Origin of the sequence: Azospira inquinata, from assembly GCF_018905915.1 — a bacterium.
In the GTDB taxonomy this organism is placed as follows: Bacteria; Pseudomonadota; Gammaproteobacteria; order Burkholderiales; family Rhodocyclaceae; genus Azospira; species Azospira inquinata.
The window spans coordinates 1,423,637-1,442,967 of sequence record NZ_CP064782.1; the positions used below are offsets into that span (position 1 = coordinate 1,423,637).

General features: G+C 62.4%; 18 protein-coding genes and 1 riboswitch. Of the genes, 8 read left to right on the plus strand and 10 right to left on the minus strand.

Going from position 1 to position 19,331, the window contains the following annotated elements:
- Positions 1 to 133: 133 nt before the first annotated feature.
- From metW to gshA, 8 genes are all read right to left on the minus strand, one after another.
- Entirely contained in the window at positions 134 to 730 is a 597-nt protein-coding gene (gene metW / locus Azoinq_RS06510) for a methionine biosynthesis protein MetW (RefSeq protein ID WP_216130782.1), read from the minus strand.
- A gap of 10 nt (positions 731 to 740) precedes the next feature.
- Complete coding sequence (gene metX, locus Azoinq_RS06515) at positions 741 to 1,868, minus strand: homoserine O-succinyltransferase MetX (RefSeq protein WP_216130780.1); 1,128 nt, start codon at positions 1,866 to 1,868, stop codon at positions 741 to 743.
- A gap of 58 nt (positions 1,869 to 1,926) precedes the next feature.
- Positions 1,927 to 2,001, minus strand: a riboswitch (SAM riboswitch).
- 55 nt (positions 2,002 to 2,056) lie between these two features.
- Positions 2,057 to 3,814 carry a phosphoenolpyruvate--protein phosphotransferase gene (gene ptsP, locus Azoinq_RS06520; protein WP_216130777.1) on the minus strand — a complete coding sequence of 586 codons (1,758 nt, stop codon included), beginning with the start codon at positions 3,812 to 3,814 and terminating at the stop codon, positions 2,057 to 2,059.
- Positions 3,814 to 4,092, minus strand: coding sequence for an HPr family phosphocarrier protein (locus Azoinq_RS06525; protein ID WP_216130775.1), 279 nt, complete (start codon positions 4,090 to 4,092; stop codon positions 3,814 to 3,816). Before Azoinq_RS06525 ends, ptsP begins: the two co-directional genes overlap by 1 nt.
- A gap of 34 nt (positions 4,093 to 4,126) precedes the next feature.
- Positions 4,127 to 4,513 (minus strand): PTS sugar transporter subunit IIA, encoded by a 387-nt coding sequence (locus Azoinq_RS06530; RefSeq protein WP_216130772.1) that lies wholly within the window; start codon positions 4,511 to 4,513, stop codon positions 4,127 to 4,129.
- 85 nt (positions 4,514 to 4,598) lie between these two features.
- Positions 4,599 to 5,693 (minus strand): FAD:protein FMN transferase, encoded by a 1,095-nt coding sequence (locus Azoinq_RS06535; protein ID WP_216130770.1) that lies wholly within the window; start codon positions 5,691 to 5,693, stop codon positions 4,599 to 4,601.
- 34 nt (positions 5,694 to 5,727) lie between these two features.
- On the minus strand, positions 5,728 to 6,678 hold the full coding sequence (gshB, locus tag Azoinq_RS06540; protein WP_216130768.1) for a glutathione synthase: 951 nt from the start codon (positions 6,676 to 6,678) through the stop codon (positions 5,728 to 5,730).
- Positions 6,679 to 6,683: 5 nt separating this feature from the next.
- Entirely contained in the window at positions 6,684 to 7,964 is a 1,281-nt protein-coding gene (gshA, locus tag Azoinq_RS06545) for a glutamate--cysteine ligase (protein WP_216130765.1), read from the minus strand.
- A 477-nt stretch (positions 7,965 to 8,441) separates the two neighbouring features.
- Between gshA and Azoinq_RS06550 the strand changes: the two genes are divergently transcribed.
- The 4 genes from Azoinq_RS06550 (at position 8,442) to Azoinq_RS06565 (ending at position 12,142) form a co-directional block, all read left to right on the plus strand.
- Positions 8,442 to 8,606, plus strand: a complete 165-nt coding sequence (locus Azoinq_RS06550; protein ID WP_216130763.1) for a hypothetical protein — start codon at positions 8,442 to 8,444, stop codon at positions 8,604 to 8,606.
- Between the two features lie 141 nt (positions 8,607 to 8,747).
- Positions 8,748 to 10,364, plus strand: coding sequence for an ABC-F family ATPase (locus Azoinq_RS06555; RefSeq protein WP_216130761.1), 1,617 nt, complete (start codon positions 8,748 to 8,750; stop codon positions 10,362 to 10,364).
- 465 nt (positions 10,365 to 10,829) lie between these two features.
- Positions 10,830 to 11,162: a DMT family transporter gene (locus Azoinq_RS06560; RefSeq protein WP_216130759.1), complete on the plus strand. Its 333-nt coding sequence runs from the start codon at positions 10,830 to 10,832 to the stop codon at positions 11,160 to 11,162.
- A gap of 320 nt (positions 11,163 to 11,482) precedes the next feature.
- Positions 11,483 to 12,142: a hypothetical protein gene (locus tag Azoinq_RS06565; RefSeq protein WP_216130758.1), complete on the plus strand. Its 660-nt coding sequence runs from the start codon at positions 11,483 to 11,485 to the stop codon at positions 12,140 to 12,142.
- A 679-nt stretch (positions 12,143 to 12,821) separates the two neighbouring features.
- On the opposite strand, the gene Azoinq_RS06570 is transcribed toward Azoinq_RS06565, so the two are convergent.
- Entirely contained in the window at positions 12,822 to 13,544 is a 723-nt protein-coding gene (locus Azoinq_RS06570) for a hypothetical protein (protein WP_216130756.1), read from the minus strand.
- Positions 13,545 to 13,646: 102 nt separating this feature from the next.
- A complete protein-coding gene (locus tag Azoinq_RS06575; protein ID WP_216132150.1) occupies positions 13,647 to 14,867 on the minus strand; it encodes an HD-GYP domain-containing protein in 1,221 nt (406 codons plus the stop codon).
- A gap of 143 nt (positions 14,868 to 15,010) precedes the next feature.
- On the opposite strand from Azoinq_RS06575, the gene Azoinq_RS06580 reads away from it, so the two are divergent.
- The 4 genes from Azoinq_RS06580 (at position 15,011) to Azoinq_RS06595 (ending at position 19,284) form a co-directional block, all read left to right on the plus strand.
- Complete coding sequence (locus Azoinq_RS06580) at positions 15,011 to 16,912, plus strand: ATP-binding cassette domain-containing protein (protein ID WP_216130754.1); 1,902 nt, start codon at positions 15,011 to 15,013, stop codon at positions 16,910 to 16,912.
- A 99-nt stretch (positions 16,913 to 17,011) separates the two neighbouring features.
- Entirely contained in the window at positions 17,012 to 17,620 is a 609-nt protein-coding gene (gene thrH, locus Azoinq_RS06585; protein WP_216130752.1) for a bifunctional phosphoserine phosphatase/homoserine phosphotransferase ThrH, read from the plus strand.
- A 76-nt stretch (positions 17,621 to 17,696) separates the two neighbouring features.
- Positions 17,697 to 18,557, plus strand: a complete 861-nt coding sequence (gene purU / locus Azoinq_RS06590; protein WP_216130750.1) for a formyltetrahydrofolate deformylase — start codon at positions 17,697 to 17,699, stop codon at positions 18,555 to 18,557.
- 136 nt (positions 18,558 to 18,693) lie between these two features.
- Positions 18,694 to 19,284: a lipocalin family protein gene (locus Azoinq_RS06595; protein ID WP_232368583.1), complete on the plus strand. Its 591-nt coding sequence runs from the start codon at positions 18,694 to 18,696 to the stop codon at positions 19,282 to 19,284.
- Positions 19,285 to 19,331: the final 47 nt, after the last annotated feature.

Below are 19,331 nucleotides of genomic sequence, written 5' to 3' on the forward strand. Positions count from 1 at the left end.
GGGAAAAAGGGGAAGACGGGTAGGGCAAGGAGAGCGCCCCATGAAAAACCGGCCCCTGGGGGCCGGAGAGGGCAGGGGGACAGGGCCCCACACCGGGCCGGACCTGAAGCGATGGGGCTCCAGGTCCGCCATTTTAGGCCCGTCCCAGGCGGCAGAGGGCCATGCTAGCGAGGAAATTGGGTTCTTCCGTCACTTCCTTGCCGTTATCGAAGGCCTTCAGCTCCTTGATGACGATGCCCTGCTCCCGGCACAGAGCCTCAAAGTCCGCAATGGTGAAAAAGCGCACGTTGGGGGAGTCGTACCACTGGTAGGGCAAGTCCTTGGAGACCGGCATACGGCCATTGAGAATGGCCTGCCGGTGGCGCCAGTAGGCAAAGTTGGGGAAGGACACCACGGCTTCCGCCCCCACCCGGAGCATTTCCTGGAGCAGACGCTCCGTATGCTTCACGGTCTGGAGGGAGAGGGACATGATGACGTGGTCGAAAAAGCCGTCCTCGAATTCCACCAGGCCCTGATCCAGGTTGGTCTGAATCACATTGACCCCGTTGGCCATGCAGGCCAGCACCTTGTCCGGGGCGATTTCCACCCCGTAGCCCCGAATGCCCCGTTGGGCGCGCAGATAGCCCAGCAGGGAACCGTCGCCGCAGCCCAGATCCAGCACCCGTTCCCCGGGGGCGATCCAGTTGGCGATGGCGTCGAAGTCAAAACGGTCGATTGCGTTATTGGTCATGGTAGGCGCCTCAAACCTTAATGCCCTGGAAGTAGGTGCGCATTACCCCGTGATACTGGGGATCGGTGAGCAGGAAGGAGTCGTGGCCCGCATTGCAGTCGATTTCCCCGTAGGAGACGTTGCGGCCGTTGTGGAGCAGGGCATAGACCATTTCCCGGCTGCGCTCCGGCGCAAAACGCCAATCGGTGGTGAAGGAGACCAGGAGGAAATTGGCCCGGGCCCGGGCCAGGGCGGCCTTCAGGTCGCCGTCGTACTCCCGGGCCGGATCGAAGTAATCCAGGGCCTTGGTGGTGAGGAGATAGGTGTTGGCGTCGAAAAAGCCGGCGAACTTATCCCCCTGATGGCGCAGATAGGATTCGATTTCAAAATCCACGTCGTAGCTGTACTTGAGCACCCCTTCCCGGAGCTGGCGGCCGAATTTTTCCCCCATCTGATCGTCGGAAAGATAGGTGATATGGCCCACCATGCGGGCCAGGCGCAGGCCCCGGGCCGGCACCACGCCATGGTCGTAGTAGTTGCCGCCGTGGAAATCCGGATCGGAAAGAATGGACTGACGGGCCACCTCGTTAAAGGCAATGTTCTGGGCCGTGAGCTTGGGGGCGGAGGCGATGATCAGGGCGTGGCGCACCCGGTCCGGGTAGGCCAGGGTCCATTGCAGGGCCTGCATGCCTCCCAGGCTGCCCCCCAGCACCGCCGCCCACTGCTCAATGCCCAGCAGATCGGCCAACCGGGCCTGGGTTTCCACCCAATCCTCCACCGTGGCCACGGGGAATTCGGCCCCATAGGGCTTGCTGGTGGCCGGATTGAGGGACATGGGGCCGGTGGAGCCGAAACAGCCCCCCAGGTTATTCACCCCCACCACAAAAAACTTATCCGTATCCAGGGGTTTGCCCGGGCCCACCAGGTTGTCCCACCAGCCCACATTCTTGGGGTTGTCGGCGTAATAGCCGGCCACGTGGTGGCTGCCGGACAGGGCGTGACAGACCAACACCGCGTTGGAGTGATCCCCATTCAAGGTGCCGTAGGTTTCATAGACCAGATCGTAGCCGGGCAATTCAAAGCCCCCGGCGAGGCGGATGGGTTCGGCAAACCGGGCCTTTTGGGGGCTCACGGCGCCGACGGAATGCTTTGGCGACATCGTTTTCCTGAAAACAATAAGCCCTGTCGGAGTTGCGATAGCTAGGATCGGCTCGGACAGGGCGTCGGTCCCGCTTTAGCCGCATTTTTTAAGCGCCCGCAAGCTGTTGGTTCAAATCGGCGCTAGAGCAGCATGATAACCAAGCCCGGGGAGCGGTGCAAACCGGCTCCGGCCCGGGCCCTGCAAAGTCAGACGTTGATTTTCTCGATCTGTTCCCGGATTTTCTGGGGCTCGTTGTAGCGCAGGATTTTGCGCACCACCGGGCCCAGGAGGGAAACGTCACTTTTCAGAATCTGCCGCTTCACTTCCAGGATCTGGGTGGGGTGCATGGAGAAAATGCGCAGGCCCATGCCCAGGAGCAGGCGGGTCATGGCCGGGTCCCCGGCCAGCTCGCCGCAGACGGAGACGGGCAGCCCGGCCTTTTCCCCGCTGTAGAGGGAATGGGCCATGAGCATGAGCACCGCCGGGTGCAGGGGGTCGTACAGGTGGGCCACCTGTTCGTCGGAACGGTCGATGGCCAGGGTGTATTGGATCAGGTCATTGGTGCCGATGGAGAGAAAATCCAGGCGGCGCAGGAACATGCCGATGGCCAGGGCGGCGGCGGGGATTTCGATCATGCCCCCCACTTCAATGCCCTCGTCGAAAGCCAGTTTCTGTTCCCGCAGGCTCTGTTTGGCCTGCTGCACCGCCACCAGGGTGGCGTCAATCTCATGGGCGTGGGCCAGCATGGGAATGAGGATTTTCGCCTTGCCGTAACGGGAGGCCCGGAGAATGGCCCGCAGCTGGGTGTGGAACATCTTGGGCTCGGCCAGTTGCAGGCGGATGGCCCGCAGACCCAGGGCCGGATTGGTTTTCACCCGGTCCAAATCCACCAAGCTTTTATCCGCCCCCAGGTCGAAGGTGCGGATGGTCACCGGCTTGCCTTCCATGCCCTTCAGCACCTTGCGGTAGGCCTCGAACTGCTCGTCCTCCGTGGGCATGTCGCCCCGGTTCAGGTAGAGGAATTCGGTACGGAACAGGCCAATGCCCTCGGCCCCCGCTTCCTTGGCCGCCTCCACGTCGGAGGGCAGTTCGATATTGGCGTAGAGGGCGATATCCACCCCGTCGATGGTGGTGGCCCGGGCTGTCTTCAGGCGCTTTAACTTGGTCCGCTCCAGTTCCAGCTCGCTCTTGCGCAGCTGGTATTCCTCCAGCACCCGGTCATCCGGATTGACGATCACCACGCCCCGGGTGCCGTCCACGATAATCAGTTCTCCGTCCCGGATCAGGTCCCGGGCCCGGGGCAGGCCCACAATGGCCGGGGTAGCCATGCTGCGGGCCAGGATGGCGGTGTGGGAGGTGGCGCCCCCCACTTCGGTAATGAAACCGGCGAAATGCTGGTCCTTGTAGCCGATGGTGTCGGCGGGAGCCAGATCGTGGGCGACGATAATCTGCTCTTCCGTCTTCAGGCCCTTGCGGGGCTTCAGGGTCGTGCGTCCGGGCCGGCCCAGGAGCACCTTGACCACCCGTTCCACCACCTGAATCACATCCGCCTTGCGTTCCCGCAGGTAGGGGTCGCCCATGGCCTCAAACTGCTTCACCAAGGCTTCCATCTGCTGCACCAGGGCCCACTCCGCATTGCAGCGCCGTTCCCGGATGATTTTCTTGGGGGCCTCCGCCAGTTCCGGATCGGCCAGGATCATGGCGTGCAAATCCACGAAGGCCCCCAGTTCCGCCGGGGCGCCTTCCGTGTTCTGGCGCAATTCCAGCAGCTCCTGGCGCACCGACCCCACCGCCGCGTCAAAGCGGGCCAGCTCTTTCTCGATCTGGCGGGGATTCAACACCAAGTGGGCCACCTCCAGGGTGGCGTAGGACATGAGCTGGGCGTTGCCGATGGCGATGCCGCCGGAAACGCCCAAACCGTGGAGGGTAAAACTGACGTGCTGGCTGGCCGTGGCCAAGGGCATCACTCGCCCTCCCCGAACTTGTCGGCGATCAGGGCCACCAGGGCGTCCATGGCCTCCTGGGCGTCCTGGCCCTCGGTTTCCAGCAACACCTTGGAACCCTTGCTGGCGGCCAGCATCATCACCCCCATGATGCTTTTGGCGTTGATGCGGCGACCATTCCGTTCCATCCACACCTGGCAGGAAAATTTGCTGGCGAGTTGGGTCAGCTTGGCCGAAGCTCGGGCGTGTAGCCCCAGCTTATTGACGATTTCCACTTCGTTACGGCAGGTCTGGCTCATGGCATCTCCGCGTTGTCGGCGTCGGGGGAAAGGCTTATTCCAGGATGGCCGTGCATTCCACGGCCGCGGTCAGGGCCCGGGCCGCCAGGGGGGCGGCGGGCAAATTACGGTCATTGAGGGCACGCAGCAGGATAGGCATGCTCACCCCGGCCAGGGCCGCCACCTTGCCCGAATGAATCAGCTCCCGGGCGAAATTGGAGGGAGTGGCGCCGAACAGGTCGGTGAGGATGAGGACCCCATTGCCCTCGTCCAGGACCCCAATCTCCCGCCGGGCCAGGGCCAGAAAGGCCTCCCGGGGCTCGTCATGACCGGCGGAAAGGGCCGTCAGGCGCTCCGGGGTGCGGCCCAGGATGTGACTGGCACAGTCGATCAACACTTGGCCCAGCTGGCCGTGGGCAATTATCAGGATTCCTGTCTGCATTTTATTCTGGGTGAATTCCGCTCAAACATCGCAGGCGGGGCGGGGAAGCCAGGGCTTCCGGGGCGTCCGCCCCGCCGGGAAACCATCATGGTCCCACGACTTCCGTATCCACGCCACTCTCGAACTTGATCCGGTCATCCAGGGCCCGGGTCACCTGGACCTTGCCACTGGCATCCACCCGCAGGGCCTGGCTCACCCCCAGTTGCCGGGCCAGGCGCAGCCACTGGCTGGGGCCGCCGATGAACAGGGGCTTGGAAGCCGCATCGGACAAGGCGCCCGCGTGGGGACCGGGGGGAATGAGCACAGTCACCGCTTCCGTCCCTTCCGCCGGATGGCCGGTGCGGGGGTCCAGGAGATGGCAGTAGCGTTTGCCCCCCACCTCGAAAAATCGCTGGTAATCCCCGGAGGTGCCGATGGCTTCCCCGTCGTGCAATTCCAGGGTGGCCATGGGGCCCGGCTTGCGGGGATGCTGAATCCCCACCCGCCAGGGCTCCCCATGCTTGTCCCCCAGGGCCAGCACATTGCCGCCGATATTGATCAGGGCATGGTGGATGCCCCGGGCCTTGAGCATGGCTGCGGCCCGGTCCAGAGCCACCCCCTTCAGGTAGCCGCCGAAATCCAGGGCCACCGCCGGGTTGGGGGAATAGAGCTTATCGCCCCGGATCTGCACCCTTTGCAGGGAGGGATGGGCAGCGGCGAGGAAGGAGACCCGGGCCATGTCCGGCAGCTGGGGACGGAATTCGTCATTGTGGAAGCCCCACACCTGCACTAGGCGGCCGATCCCCGGATCGAAAAGCCAGTCCCCCTTCCGAGCGATGGTCTGGGCATCCGCCACCAGCCCCCGCATTTCCGGGGACACCCGGACGGCCTGGCCGTTCTGGAAGGCCTGGTTCACCCGGGTCAGCTCGGAGGGCTGCCAGGCGTGGTAGGTCCGGTGCAGCCGGTCAAATTCCTGGAGCACCGCAGCCACCGCCGGACGGGCCTGGGCCTCCGGCTGATCGGCCACCAGTACCTCCACCCGGGTGCCGAAAACGTAGGCTTCCTGGCGATAGGGTTCGGGAGCGTGGCTACAGGCGGTCAGCGCCACCCCCGCCGCCACGGTCAGAGCGGCCAGCAAGCCCCGCCAGGGGGACCGGACGCCGCCCCGGCAGGGCGCCAAAACAGTATTTCTCACACACATACCTCCGCACCCCGGCTCCGGGGCCATGCACCGGTCAGGCTTCGCCCCAGGCCCGTTCCAGGGCCGTGATGACCGTGCCCGCCACATCGAAGCCGGTTTGCTGTTGAATTTCCACCATGCAGGTGGGGCTGGTGACGTTGATTTCCGTGAGGCTGTCACCGATCACGTCCAGGCCCACCAGGAAAAGCCCCCGGGCCGCCAGGATAGGGGCCAGGGTTTCGGCAATCTGCCGGTCCCGGGGGGTGAGTTCCCGGGCCACCCCGGTGCCCCCGGCGGCCAGATTGCCCCGGGTTTCCCCGGCCTTGGGAATGCGCGCCAGGCAATAGGGCACCACCTTGCCCCCCACCAGGAGAATGCGCTTGTCCCCCTCCCCGATTTCCGGGAGAAAACGCTGGGCCATGACCGTGCGCTGCCCCAGCTGGGTCAGGGTTTCGATAATCACATTGCGGTTGGGCTCAAAACGATGGACCCGAAAAATGGAGCTGCCCCCCATGCCGTCCAGGGGCTTCACCACCACGTCCCGCTGCTCGTCGATAAAGCGTTGCAGCACCGCCCCGTCCCGGGAAACCAGGGTGGGTACGGTGAATTGGGGAAATTCGGCAATGGAAAGCTTTTCCGAATGGTCCCGCAGGGCCCGAGGCCGGTTAAAGACCTTGGCCCCTTCCGCCTCGGCCCGTTCCAGGAGCCAGGTGGCGGTCACGTATTCCATGTCGAAGGGGGGATCCTTGCGCATCAGCACCCCATCGAAATCCTTCAGGGCCACCCCTTCCTGGGCCGCCTCCCGGTACCAGTCGTGGTCATCGGGCCGGGTGCGGAGGCGCACCGCCTCCCCCCGTACCCCGCCGGACTGGCTCCATTGCAGGGTTTCCGCCTGGAGGGTCCAGACTTCGTGACCCCGGCGTTCCGCGGCCCGCATCATGGCCACGGAGGAGTCTTTGTAGGCCTTGAGTTCGGCCAGGGGATCGACGATGAAGGCGAGACGCATGGGGATTACTCCTCAGGGGCGGTGCGCTCCAGTTCCACCGAGGCGGCCAGGAGGGCAAGACGGGCCACCACGCCATAGGCGTAGAAGCGGTTGGGAGGGGCATCGGGCCCCAGGGCGTGTTCCGGCTGGTTGCAACAGGTCTCGAAAGCCAAAGGCTTGAAGTGCATGCCCGGGGCGTTGAGGTTTTCGTCCCGGCTGCGGCTGCCGTGGACCCGGTAGAAGCCGCCCACCACATAGCGGTCCATCATATAGACCACCGGCTCGGCCACTCCGTCATCCACGGTTTCGAAGGTATGCACCCCTTCCTGGATGATTACCTCGGAGACTTCCAGACCTTCCTTGATCACGCTCATTTTGTTGCGCTGCTTGCGGTTCAGGCCCACCACCTCGGAGGCGTCCCGCACCGTCATCACCCCCATGCCGTAGGTGCCCGCGTCGGCCTTGACCACCACGAAGGGGGTCTCGTCGATGCCGTATTCCCGGTACTTTTCCCGGATGCGGGTGAGGAGCATATCCACGTTGGCGGCCAGGCAGTCTTCCCCCTGGCGCTCATGGAAATTGATCTGGTTGCAGACGCTGAAATAGGGGTTGATGCGCCAGGGGTCCAGGCCCAGGGCCTCCCCGAAGGCCCGGGCCACCTCATCGTAGGCGGCGAAATGGTGGGATTTGCGGCGCACCGCCCAGCCTCCGTGGAGGGGGGGCAGGAGAAACTGCTCGTTCAGGTCTTTGAGAATGTCCGGAATCCCAGCCGACAAATCGTTGTTAAGCAGAATGGCGCAGGGATCGAAATCCTTCAGGCCGAGCCGGTACTGGCTGCGCACCAGGGGCTCCAGGAGCAGGCGCTGGCCGTTTTCCAGGTCGATGGGGGTAGGCTCGGTGATTTCAGGAATCAGGGTGCCCAGGCGCACATTCAGGCCCGTCTGGCGCAGGATGGTGGCCAGGGTGGCCACGTTTTGCAGGTAGAACTGGTTGCGGGTGTGGTTTTCCGGAATTAGCAGCAAATCCCGGGCTTCCGGACACAGGCGCTCCACGGCGGACATGGTGGCCTGGACGCAGAGGGGCAGAAAGGCCGGGTTCAGGTTATTGAAACCGCCGGGGAACAGATTGGTATCCACCGGCGCCAGCTTGTAGCCGTTGTTGCGCAAATCCACGGAGGCGTAGAAAGGCGGCGTGTGCTCCAGCCACTGGCCCCGCAGCCATTGTTCAATGCGGGTGCTGTTGTCGAGGAAAGCCTTCTCCAGTTCCAGCAGGGGGCCGGAGAGGGCGGTGGTGAGATGGGGAACCATGGGATGCGTCTCCACGGGCAACCTCCAGACGATGGGTCGGAAGGCCCAGGGTAAAAGACAAATCTTACCAAACCGGTGCGCTCCCCACCGGCCCGGGAGCGCCAATCCATACCGCCCAGGCGCCGCCGGGGGCGAAGAGGCAAGGGTAGGGGCCTCGGGACGGCTGTCGGTGTCGGTGTCGGTGTCGGTGTCGGTGTCGGTGTCGGTGTCGGTGTCGGTGTCGGTGTCGGTGTCGGTGTCGGGTCGGGTCGGGTCGGGTCGGGTCGGGCAGAAAGCTTAGGGCCAGTGGACCGGGGGCGGGGCAAAAGATTCCGTCCGGACCGGGAAAGGGCCGTGGATAGGCTCCCCACGCCCTTTTTTTGCCCTGCCGGGCAAGGAAATTGCTCCAAATTCCCCCGTCCGGAGTCCCCAGACGGGCAAAAAACCTTTAAAATCCAGGCCCCAATATCCAACTTTCGTCAGATCTGGAGAATTCAAATGGCTTCCACCTCCAACCGTACCCGTCGTTCCACCCTGGAACGCCGCTGCCTGTCCAAGGCCGCCAAGCGCCTGTTCCTGAGCAGCTCCAAGGAAGTTCGCAAGGCCGTCTACGCCGCCGAATGCTCTTCCCGTAACAAGCCCGCCCTGGGCGCCGGCAAGTAAGCCCGGACCCGATTCTGGCTTGATCCGGGGGCGGCTTGACCGCCCCCGGTGCTTTTCCGCACCGCCCCCGCCCCCATTCCTTCCGGGGCCGTGCTGTAACGCTCCGAGGAGGCCATCCTCGCCCCCTCTCCAAGGACACCCATGCTCGTCGCCGCCAATATCACCATGCAGTTCGGGGCCAAGCCCCTGTTTGAAAACGTCAACGTCAAGTTTGGCGAAGGATTCCGCTACGGCCTTATCGGCGCGAACGGGGCGGGTAAATCCACCTTCATGAAAATCCTTTGCGGCCTGCTGGAACCCACCGGGGGCAACGTTTCCAAGGATACCCACGAACGCATGGCCTATCTGCGCCAGGACCAGTTTGCCTACGAGGACATGCGGGTGCTGGACGTGGTACTCATGGGCCATGAGGAAATGTGGGCCTGCATGCAGGAAAAGGACGCCATCTACGCCAATCCGGAGGCCACGGAAGAGGATTACATGAAGGCCGCCGAACTGGAAGGCAAGTTCGCGGAATACGACGGCTACACGGCGGAAGCCCGGGCCGGGGAGCTGCTCCTGGGGGTGGGTATCCCCACGGACAAGCACAACGGCCCCATGCGGGAAGTGGCCCCGGGCTGGAAGCTGCGGGTATTGCTGGCCCAGGCCCTGTTCGCCAATCCGGACATCCTGCTCCTGGACGAACCCACCAATAACCTGGACATCAACACCATCCGCTGGCTGGAAGACGTGCTCAATGAGCGCAATTCCACCATGGTCATCATTTCCCATGACCGCCACTTCCTGAACCAGGTCTGTACCCACATGGCCGACCTGGACTACGGCAAGATCACCCTCTACCCGGGCAACTACGACGACTTCATGGAAGCCTCCACCCAGGCCCGGGAACGGCAGCAGCAGGCCAACGCCAAGGCCAAGGAACGGGTGGCCGAGTTGCAGGACTTCGTGCGCCGCTTCTCCGCCAACAAGTCCAAGGCCAAGCAGGCCACCAGCCGCCTGAAGCTGATCGACAAGATCAAGCCGGAAGACATGAAGCCCTCTTCCCGCCAGTACCCCTGGATTCGCTTCGAGTACGACGACAAGGACAAGCTCCACCGTCAGGCTGTGGAAATCGAAAACCTGAACTTCGGTTACGACCCGGCCCAGCCCGTGATTCAGAACTTCACCTGCACCATCGACGCTGGCGACAAGGTGGCGGTGATAGGGGAAAACGGGGCGGGGAAAACCACCCTGCTGAAGCTGCTCATGGGCCAGCTGCAAGCCCAGCACGGCCAGATTAAATGGGCGGAAAAGGCTCGCCTGGGCTACTACGCCCAGGACCATGCCGCCGACTTCGCCGACGACACGAGCCTGGCCGACTGGATCACCGAATGGGTGCGCATGGGGGGCTACGAAGGGGGCGACGTGGAAACCTTGATCCGGGGCACCCTGGGCCGCCTGCTCTTCTCCGGGGACGAGGTGAAAAAGTCCGTCAAGGTCATCTCGGGGGGCGAACAGGGCCGCATGCTCTTCGGCAAGCTCATGCTGCTGCGCTCCAACGTACTGGTGCTGGACGAACCCACCAACCACTTGGACATGGAATCCATCGAATCCCTCAACACCGCCCTGGACCTCTTCAAGGGCACCCTGGTGTTCGTCTCCCATGACCGGGAATTCGTCTCCTCCCTGGCCACCCGGATCATCGAAGTGAAGCCCAGCGGCCTGGTGGATTACAAGGGCACCTACGAGGAATACCTCTCCAGCCAGGGCATCGAATAAAACCGCCCCAGGGCGCCCCACGGCACAGAACGGGCCTCTCCCCAGGACAACCTGGGGGAGGCCCGTTTTTATTGGGTTTAGCAGCAGAGGGCTGGGAAAAGGACGGCCAGCACGGAATCCCACCGGGCGGCTGCGAAGAAGGGCCCCGGTATTGGGTCTGGGGGCATTTTTTGGCGGACAGTTAAGAGACTACCCAGCCCCCAAGCACCGCAGCCGGGACATCAAAGCCCGGGGGGCGGGTGCAACGAGACTCGGGGCATCTACCGGATAGGGCCCAGGCCCCCGTACCCCTGGGCAGAAGAATCCTTGGGCGAACGACCCGAACAATCACCCCTTCCCCCTGCCGCCCCACCCAGCGTTCCCTCTCCGCAGGAATCGGGCCCCCATCGGGATCACCGATTTGGCATAAACTCTGGCCTGGATTTATCCCCGGATTCTTATCGCCCCACCTCGAGGAGAACACCAATGCACTGGGTATTTCTAATGGTAGCCATCGTGAGCGAAGTCATTGCCACCTCCGCCCTCAAAGCCTCAGAAAGCTTTTCCCGCCTGGGCCCCTCCGCCGTAGTGGTCCTGGGCTACGCCGCCGCCTTCTACTGCCTTTCCCTCACCCTGAAAACCATCCCGGTGGGCGTGGCCTACGCCATCTGGTCCGGCGCCGGCGTCGTCCTCATCGCCCTCATCGCCCTCATCGCCTGGATACTCTACGGCCAAGCCCTCAACCTAGCCGCCATCCTGGGCATCGCCCTGATTGTCGCTGGAGTAGTTATTTTGAATCTATTTGCGGTGACCCACTGATAGGCGCCTTTCCAGGTATTACGCAATACAAATATAGCAAACCGGCAATATCCAACGTATTCACCAAAATTTCAGGCCAAGGACTAAAGGGCAGCCTGCTTGCTTATACAATCCCAGGCTTATCCAAACTCATTGCGTTGCAAGCAACATAGAGGCAATCTCGTTATATTAATTACTCTGGCCTTCATACAAGCAGGGATTTATTTTCTAGCTAGCTAGGGCGTTAATCTAAAGATCGAACCCAACGCAAAACTGCGATTTGAAGACCTGGATTCATGGCGGAGACAAAGCATCTCGATACTGCCGTAGGAGGACGATAATTGACAGTAATAAAGGAATTTTTTCGTTTTTTTCTGTTTATTGTTCGACCACTCTTCTTTAATCTCAATTCGCTTCTATGGCTATCATTTTTCCTACTTATTTTTAATGGAATAAACAATACCATCACAGCTATTCGGATGGAAATTCCAAGCATAGAAAAGGTAAGCCGCATCTCTGGAATCTTTGTTGACACTGGGGAAACATATAGAAGAGGCAGCTTGTTTGATATCGGCATCATGGATAAGCAAGGGGTAGTACATAGATGTAACTGTGAGCCGCTGGATTACTCAAATTGTTTGGGGAGGGAACCTGCAGATTACGCGCAAATACTAAATAAATTGGACACAAAAATATTAGAAAGCCGTGGATTACAAACAGCAATAGTTCATTGGCTGGCTGGTCAAAGCGGTGAGATTTGGATGTACCCCAACAATAGTTTCTGGCCAACCAAGAGATACTCTTGTTATAAAATCTCGAGCAATTCCCTTGTGCTTCGCTCGTTCGAGCAGTCTGTTCAGGAATATTCGCGGATAAAGAACGGGATAAGCGTCTATCTGTTTTGGTTTTTTGCGTTTCTGGGAATAGTTATTTTTATTATTTATTTAATTATTCGGATTGATACATACCTCAGGCTGCGCAAAAGCAATCATCAGGATTGATTGAACAATGAATTCGAGTTTTGCGAGGCAAATAGTGGTAGTAAATTGGTGAGCCAGCAATTTACAGTAAGAGACTGAGTTGAATTAAGCCAATCCTTAGACTGTATTGGTGACATATTCCCGTCCGCCATTTAATAGAAATTTGTCTATACCTAAGGTATCGCGTTTTTACCCTCAGCCTCCTCAGCGTTCTTTTGCCCCTGTTTGTCGCCGAGCAACGGAGCTTGCGGCGGGAAAAGGGCGAGGACTGTCTGAGGCCCGTAGGGCCGAGTTCCGCAGCCCCCGCCGCAAGCGAGTAGCGCAGGGAACCCCGTAGGGGCGACAAACCGGGGGCGCCTTCTTTTGGCTACTTTTCTTGGCAAGACAAGAAAAGTACGTCCGCCGGTCAGCGGCGGAACACAGCGGAAACTTAGCCTCCCGCGTCCGAGGCACCTCGCACCTCGCACCTCGCACCTCGCACCTCGCTTCCGGAGCCCGGAGCCCGGAGCCCGGAGCCCGGAGCCCGGAGCCCGGAGCCCGGAGCCCCTAAAATCGTAGGCCAATTGTCCCCACGATGCCCCCATTCCCCGGGGGACACGCCACGCCCCACCTAATTCCCGCTAGGATCACTGCCTCACCAAAAGGTAGCCCCCCAAAGGCGGCCACCCAGCAGCCTTTCCTCAGGCCAGGGCGACGCCCCTTATTCCCCTTGCCCCCGCCGCCGCTGTTCCGCCTCCCAGGCGGCCTTGTCGGCGGCTTGCTGTTGCTCCTTGGCCAGGCGCTTGGCGGTCTTTTCCGCCACCCGTTTTTCCCGGTCCGCCACGTTTTGCCGGACTTCGTCTTCCGGAGTGGCACCGTTGCCGCCCTTGGCCTGGGCTTTGGCCACTTCTTCGTTATGTTCGGCCAGGCGCTTGGCCCGGTCCTGGGCGTCTTTCACCGCCTTGGTGTGGCCTTCCTGGGTCCGGCGTTGCAGGTCGGCCTGGTTCTGGCTGCGATCCTGTTCCGCCTTGCTTTGTTCCGCATGGAATTGCTGGACCTTTTCTTCGGTCTTGGCCGCTTCCCGGGGGGCGTCAGCGGCCTTTCGGGCGGACTGGGTGGCCAGATCCCGGGCATTGGCTTCCCGGCGGATGGCCCGGGCCTGGGCTTCCTTTTCCCGGGCCACCTGAATCACCTTGACCCGTTCTTTTTTGGCGTCCGAGATGCAGGCATTGACCAGGAATTTCTGATAACAGGCTTCCTGATCCTGGGTGAACTTGGTTTCCGCCCCGTTTTTCATGGTGGCCGCCTCTTCTTCCAGTTGCTGGGCCTGGCCCAGGAGCCGGGCCTTTTCCCCATCCTCAAGCAAGGGCAGGTCCTCGGCCCGGGCCAGGGCGGCCAGGACCAGGAGAAGAAGGGGGGAACAACGGCGCAGGGTGGCAAGCATGGGGAACGCTCCGGCAATCGGATGGGCGGCAGGGCCGCAAGAGCGGGAATTTTAACGGCTGGGCGGGGCCGGGGTAAGGGGCAGCCCCGGCACCCGGGGGATTTATGCAGCGGCGGGAAGCCAGGCGGCGATGTCGATGGACCAGGTTTCCGGGTCTTCGTGGGCCACGATCCGGTCCTGGGATTTGGACAAATCCACCTCTTCCGGGGTCAGGTAGTGGCGGTGGGCGGCGCTGTAGAAGAGCTTGACCCGGGGCTGGAGCAGTTTATCCGCGTGCTGTTCCAGCACCACCCCCATGCGGCCGCTTTCCAGGCGTACCAGGGAGCCTGAGGGATAGATGCCGATGGTGCGGATGAAGGACTGGACCAGCTCCGGATTGAAGTGGAATTTGCTCCACTCCAGGAGCTTTTTCAGGGCATCCGTGGGGGCCATACCCTTGTGGTAGACCCGGTTGGAGGTAATGGCGTCGTACACATCCACGATGGCCCCCATCTGGCCGTAGAAGCTGATTTCCTGGCCCTTCAGCTTATTCGGGTAGCCCGTGCCGTCAAAGCGCTCGTGGTGCTGGGCGGCCACGTCCAGGGCGATTTCGCTGATACCCGGGGTGTTGTGCAGGATGATCTTGCTCTGCACCACGTGGGACTTCATTTTGTCGAATTCCCCGTCGGTCAGCTTGCCCGGCTTGTTGAGGATGTCGTCCGGCACCTTGGCCTTGCCCACGTCGTGGAGCAGGGCGCCAATGGCGATTTCCTTGATCACCTCCCGGGACAGCTTCAAGCCCCGGGCAAAGGCCACCATCAGGGCGCACACCGAGACGGAATGCTGGAAGGTGTATTCGTCATGGGTTTTCAGCCGGGCCAGGGGAATCAGGGCGTCTTGGTGGCGAAAAATGGAATCCACCATTTTTTCCACCAGGGGTTCCACCTTTTCCATCTGGATCTGCTGGCCCAGGCGGATGTCCCCCATGATGTCTTTGACGATCCGGTTGGCTTCCCCGTGGAGCTTCTTGGCCCGCCGGGATTCATCCTCCAGGGGGGCGGCCAGAACGGGCTTCTGCTCGTCGTGGGCAATGGCCTCCAGGCGCCGCTCCATGGCCTGGCTGGTTTCCTCTTCCGTGGGGGCCGTGCCCCCATCCGCCACATCCAGGCCCTTTTCCGTGTCGATGTACAGCTCATGGACCCCCGTCGCCCGCACCCGTTGCAGGATGTCCCCATCCTTCACGGCAAAGGCATTGCGCAGGAAGTTATGGTCCATCCAGTTCAGGTTCAGATCGTGGATGTACATACCGGTCTGCAGGGCATCAATGGGAATGAGCTTGATCATCGGCAAAAAGAGGTATCAGATTTTTTCAATTATCACTGAATCCGCCCCCTAAGGATATTCAAAAATACTGATAACCCCCTGACACCGGGCCGAAGAGGAGGGACATCGTTACAATACGCGCCTCCCCCTTCGGCATCCGTTTCATGATCACCCTACGCAATCTCAGTTTTGGCCGGGCCGGCCGCCCCCTGGTGGAAGGCGCCAGTCTCCAGCTCCACGCCGGTCACAAGGTGGGCCTCACCGGCGCCAACGGCTGCGGTAAATCCTCCTTTTTCGCCCTGGTCACCGGCGTCCTGCACCCGGAACAGGGGGACCTGGAACTGCCCGCCGCCTGGGTCATTGCCCACGTGGCCCAGGAAACTCCGGCCCTACCGGATCAGGCCCTGGAATTCGTCCTGGACGGGGACCGGGAATTACGCCGCATCGAAACCGAACTGAAGGAAGCGGAAGCCCGCCAGGACGGGGTGCGTATCGCCGCCCTCCATGCCCGCTACGGGGAAATCGGCGGTTACGGCGCCCGGGCCCGGGCGGCGGAGCTGCTCCACGGCTTGGGCTTCCGGGACCCGGATTTCACCAAGCCGGTGGCGGAATTTTCCGGGGGCTGGCGGGTGCGCCTGAACCTGGCCCAGGCCCTGATGTGCCGCTCCGATCTGCTGCTCCTGGACGAGCCCACCAACCACTTGGACCTGGATGCCGTGCTCTGGCTGGAAAGCTGGCTGAAGAGCTACCGGGGCACCCTGCTCATGATTTCCCATGACCGGGACTTTCTCGACGCGGTGGTGGGCCACATCCTGCACATCGAGCAGGGCCACATGAAGCTTTACACCGGCGACTACTCCGCCTTTGAGCGTCAGCGGGCGGAACAACTGGCCCTGCAACAGGCCCTCCACGACAAGCAGCAGCGGGAACGGGCCCACCTGCAAAGCTACATCGAGCGCTTCCGCGCCAAGGCCACCAAGGCCCGCCAGGCCCAAAGCCGGATCAAGGCCCTGGGCCGCATGGAGGAAGTGGCGGCGGCCCACGCCGATACCCCCTTCACCTTCCGCTTCCGGGATCCGGTGTCCAGCCCGGACCCCCTGCTGGTGCTGCGACAGGCCCGCATCGGCTACAACGATAAAACCCTGCTGGACAATCTCTCCCTCACCCTGCGGCCCGGGGAGCGGGTCGCCCTGCTGGGTCGCAACGGGGCGGGGAAATCCACCCTGATCAAGCTCCTGGCCGGGGCCCTGGCGCCCCAGGCCGGGGAACGGCGGGAAGGCAAGGGCCTCAATATCGGCTACTTCGCCCAGCACCAGCTGGAACAGCTGCGTCCGGACGAATCCGCCTTGCAACACATGGCCCGTCTGGCCCCGGAGGTGCGGGAGCAGGAACTGCGGGACTACCTGGGGGGCTTCGATTTCCGGGGCGACCAGGCCACTCGGCCCTGCGGCGTCTTTTCCGGGGGAGAAAAATCCCGCCTGGCCCTTGCCCTGCTCATCTGGACCCGGCCCAATCTGCTGCTCCTGGACGAACCCACCAACCACCTGGACCTGGAAATGCGGGAGGCCCTCAATCTGGCCCTCCAGGAATACGACGGGGGGGTGGTGCTAGTCTCCCACGACCGGCACCTGCTGCGCACCACCGCCGACCAGCTTTATCTGGTGGCGGAGGGAGCCATGACCCCCTTTGACGGGGATCTGGACGACTACACCGACTGGCTGGCCCAGCAGCGCAGCGCCGCCCACCAGGACCCGGACCGGCAGGCGGACAAGGCGGAACGGCGCCAGCAGCGCCAGGAAGATGCGGCGGCCCGCCAGGCCCTGCTGGCCAAGCGCCGCCCCCTGGTGAAGGAAGGGGAACAGCTGGAAAAGAAACTGGCCTCCTGGCAGGGGGAATTAAAGCTCCTGGAACAGCGCCTGGCGGACCCCAGCCTCTACACCCCGGAACAGAAGGCCCAGCTGGAACCCCTGCTGCGCCGCCAGGGGGAATTGAGCAGTCTGGTAACGGCGGGGGAAGAACGCTGGCTGGACATCCAGACCCAACTGGACGAGCTGCCCGCCCCTTAAGCCCCACCCGGCCCGGACGGCCCGGGGCGGCAGGGGGAAATGGTAGAATCCAGGTTTTTTCCGCCCGTCACCCCGGGCCCGAACTGGAAGGAGCTTGCCGTGCAGATCGTCTGTCTCGACCTTGAAGGGGTATTGGTTCCCGAAATCTGGATCGAGTTTTCCAAGCGGACCGGCATTCCGGAACTGCAACGCACCACCCGGGAAGAACCGGACTACGACAAGCTCATGACCTACCGGCTGGGTATCCTGAAGCAGCACGGTCTGGGCCTACCCGACATCCAGAAGGTCATCGCCGACATGGGCCCCCTGCCCGGGGCCAAGGAATTTATCGCCTGGCTGCGGCAGCAGTATCAGGTGGTGATTCTTTCCGACACTTTCTACGAGTTCGCCATGCCCCTGATGGCCCAGCTCAACTACCCCACCCTCTTCTGCCACAAGCTGGAAGCGGATGCCCAGGGCTTCCTGGTCAATTACCACCTGCGCATGGCCAACCAGAAGCAGGAGGCGGTGAAGCGCTTCAAGGAACTCAACTTCCAGGTGATCGCCTCCGGCGACTCCTACAACGACACCAATATGCTGGGGGAAGCCCATGCGGGCATCCTCTTCCGCCCGCCGGAAAACGTCATCCGGGAATTCCCCCAGTTCCCCGTGGTCCAGGACTACGCCGGTCTCAAGGAAGAAATCCTCAAGGCCAGCGCCCGTCTCTGAGGCCCCACCGGCGCCCCGCCCCGCTCCCCTCCGGGAAAGGGGGCGGGGCCCGGGCCCCATCCCCAAGGTTTTTGCCATGCAACGCCAACACCATTACACCCTTTCCGCCTCCTGCCCCGACCGGGTCGGGATCGTGGCCAAAGTGGCCAGCTTTCTTGCCGAACACGGGGGCTGGATCCTGGAAACCGCCCACCACGCGGACAACGAGGAAGGCCGCTATTTCATGCGCATTGAGGTGAAGGCGGATTCCCTGCCCTTCATGCTCAGCGAATTCCGGGAACGCTTCCGCCCCATCGGGGAAGCACTGGAAATGCGCTGGAAAATCACCGACAGCGCGGTGAAAAAGCGTCTGGTGATTCTGGTGTCCAAGCAGGAGCATTGCCTCTACGATCTGCTCTCCCGCTGGCAATCCAAGGAGCTGGACGTGGAAATTCCCTGCGTCATCTCCAACCACGAGGATTTTCGCGGCTTTGTGGAATGGCACGGCATTCCCTTCCACCACGTGCCCGTCACCCGGGACAACAAGGAACAGGCCTTCGCTGAAATCCACCGGATTTACGAAGAAGTGAGCGGGGACACCATGGTGCTGGCCCGCTACATGCAAATCCTGCCCCCAGACCTGTGCTCCGCCTTCCCCGGCCAGATTCTCAACATTCACCACAGCTTCCTGCCCAGCTTTGTGGGGGCCAAGCCCTACCACCAGGCCTACGCCCGGGGGGTGAAGCTGATCGGTGCCACCTGCCACTACGTCACCCCGGATCTGGATCAGGGCCCCATCATCGACCAGGACGTGATCCGGGTGGATCACTCGGATACCCCGGACGATCTGGTGCGCTACGGCAAGGACATCGAAAAAACCGTGCTGGCCCGCAGCCTGCGCTATCACCTGGAAGACCGGGTGATCGTGCATGGCAACAAGACGGTGGTCTTCCGCTAGGCACCGCTGCCGCGCTTTCGGGCCTAACCGAAAGTCCCCATCCGGCGCCCTTCCCCCCGCCCGCCCCGGGCTAAAATAAGCCCGGCGCCCCTTCCCGGCGGGCGCCGTCCCTTAAGGCTTTTCATGGAGGATGCCCATGCCCCGCTCCCTGCTGCTTCCCCTGGTCTGTGCCGCCGCCCTAGTCCTGGCGCCCCAGGCCCAGGCCTATCCGGTCCGGGTTACCAGCGTGCCCCAGGTGGATTTGTCCCGCTATCTGGGCAAATGGTACGAAATCGCCGCCCTGCCCATGTTCTTCCAACGCAACTGCGTCGGGGACACCACAGCGGAATACAGCCTGAACGGGGACGGCAGCATCGCCGTCCATAACCGCTGCCGCACCAAGGACGGGGTGGATGAGGCCAAGGGCCGGGCCACGGTGCTGCCCAAGTCGGGCAACGCCCGGCTGGAAGTGAGCTTTTTCTGGCCCTTCAAGGGGGATTACTGGGTCATCGGCCTGGACCCGGAATACCGCTGGGCCCTGGTGGGCCAACCCTCCCGCAAATACCTGTGGCTCCTCTCCCGCACCCCCCAGCTGCCCCAGGCGGACATCGACAAGGCTTTGGGCATCGCGGTCTCCCAGGGCTATCTGCTGCGGGAACTGAAATTCACCCCCCAAACCCCCTTGCCCGTGATCTCGCCCCCGGAAGCGGCGGCGGAAAGCAGTACGGCGACCCCGGAAGCCAAGTAGGACGCCCTTCCGCCTTGGGGCTGAGCGCCCCGCCCGGCCTCCGGACA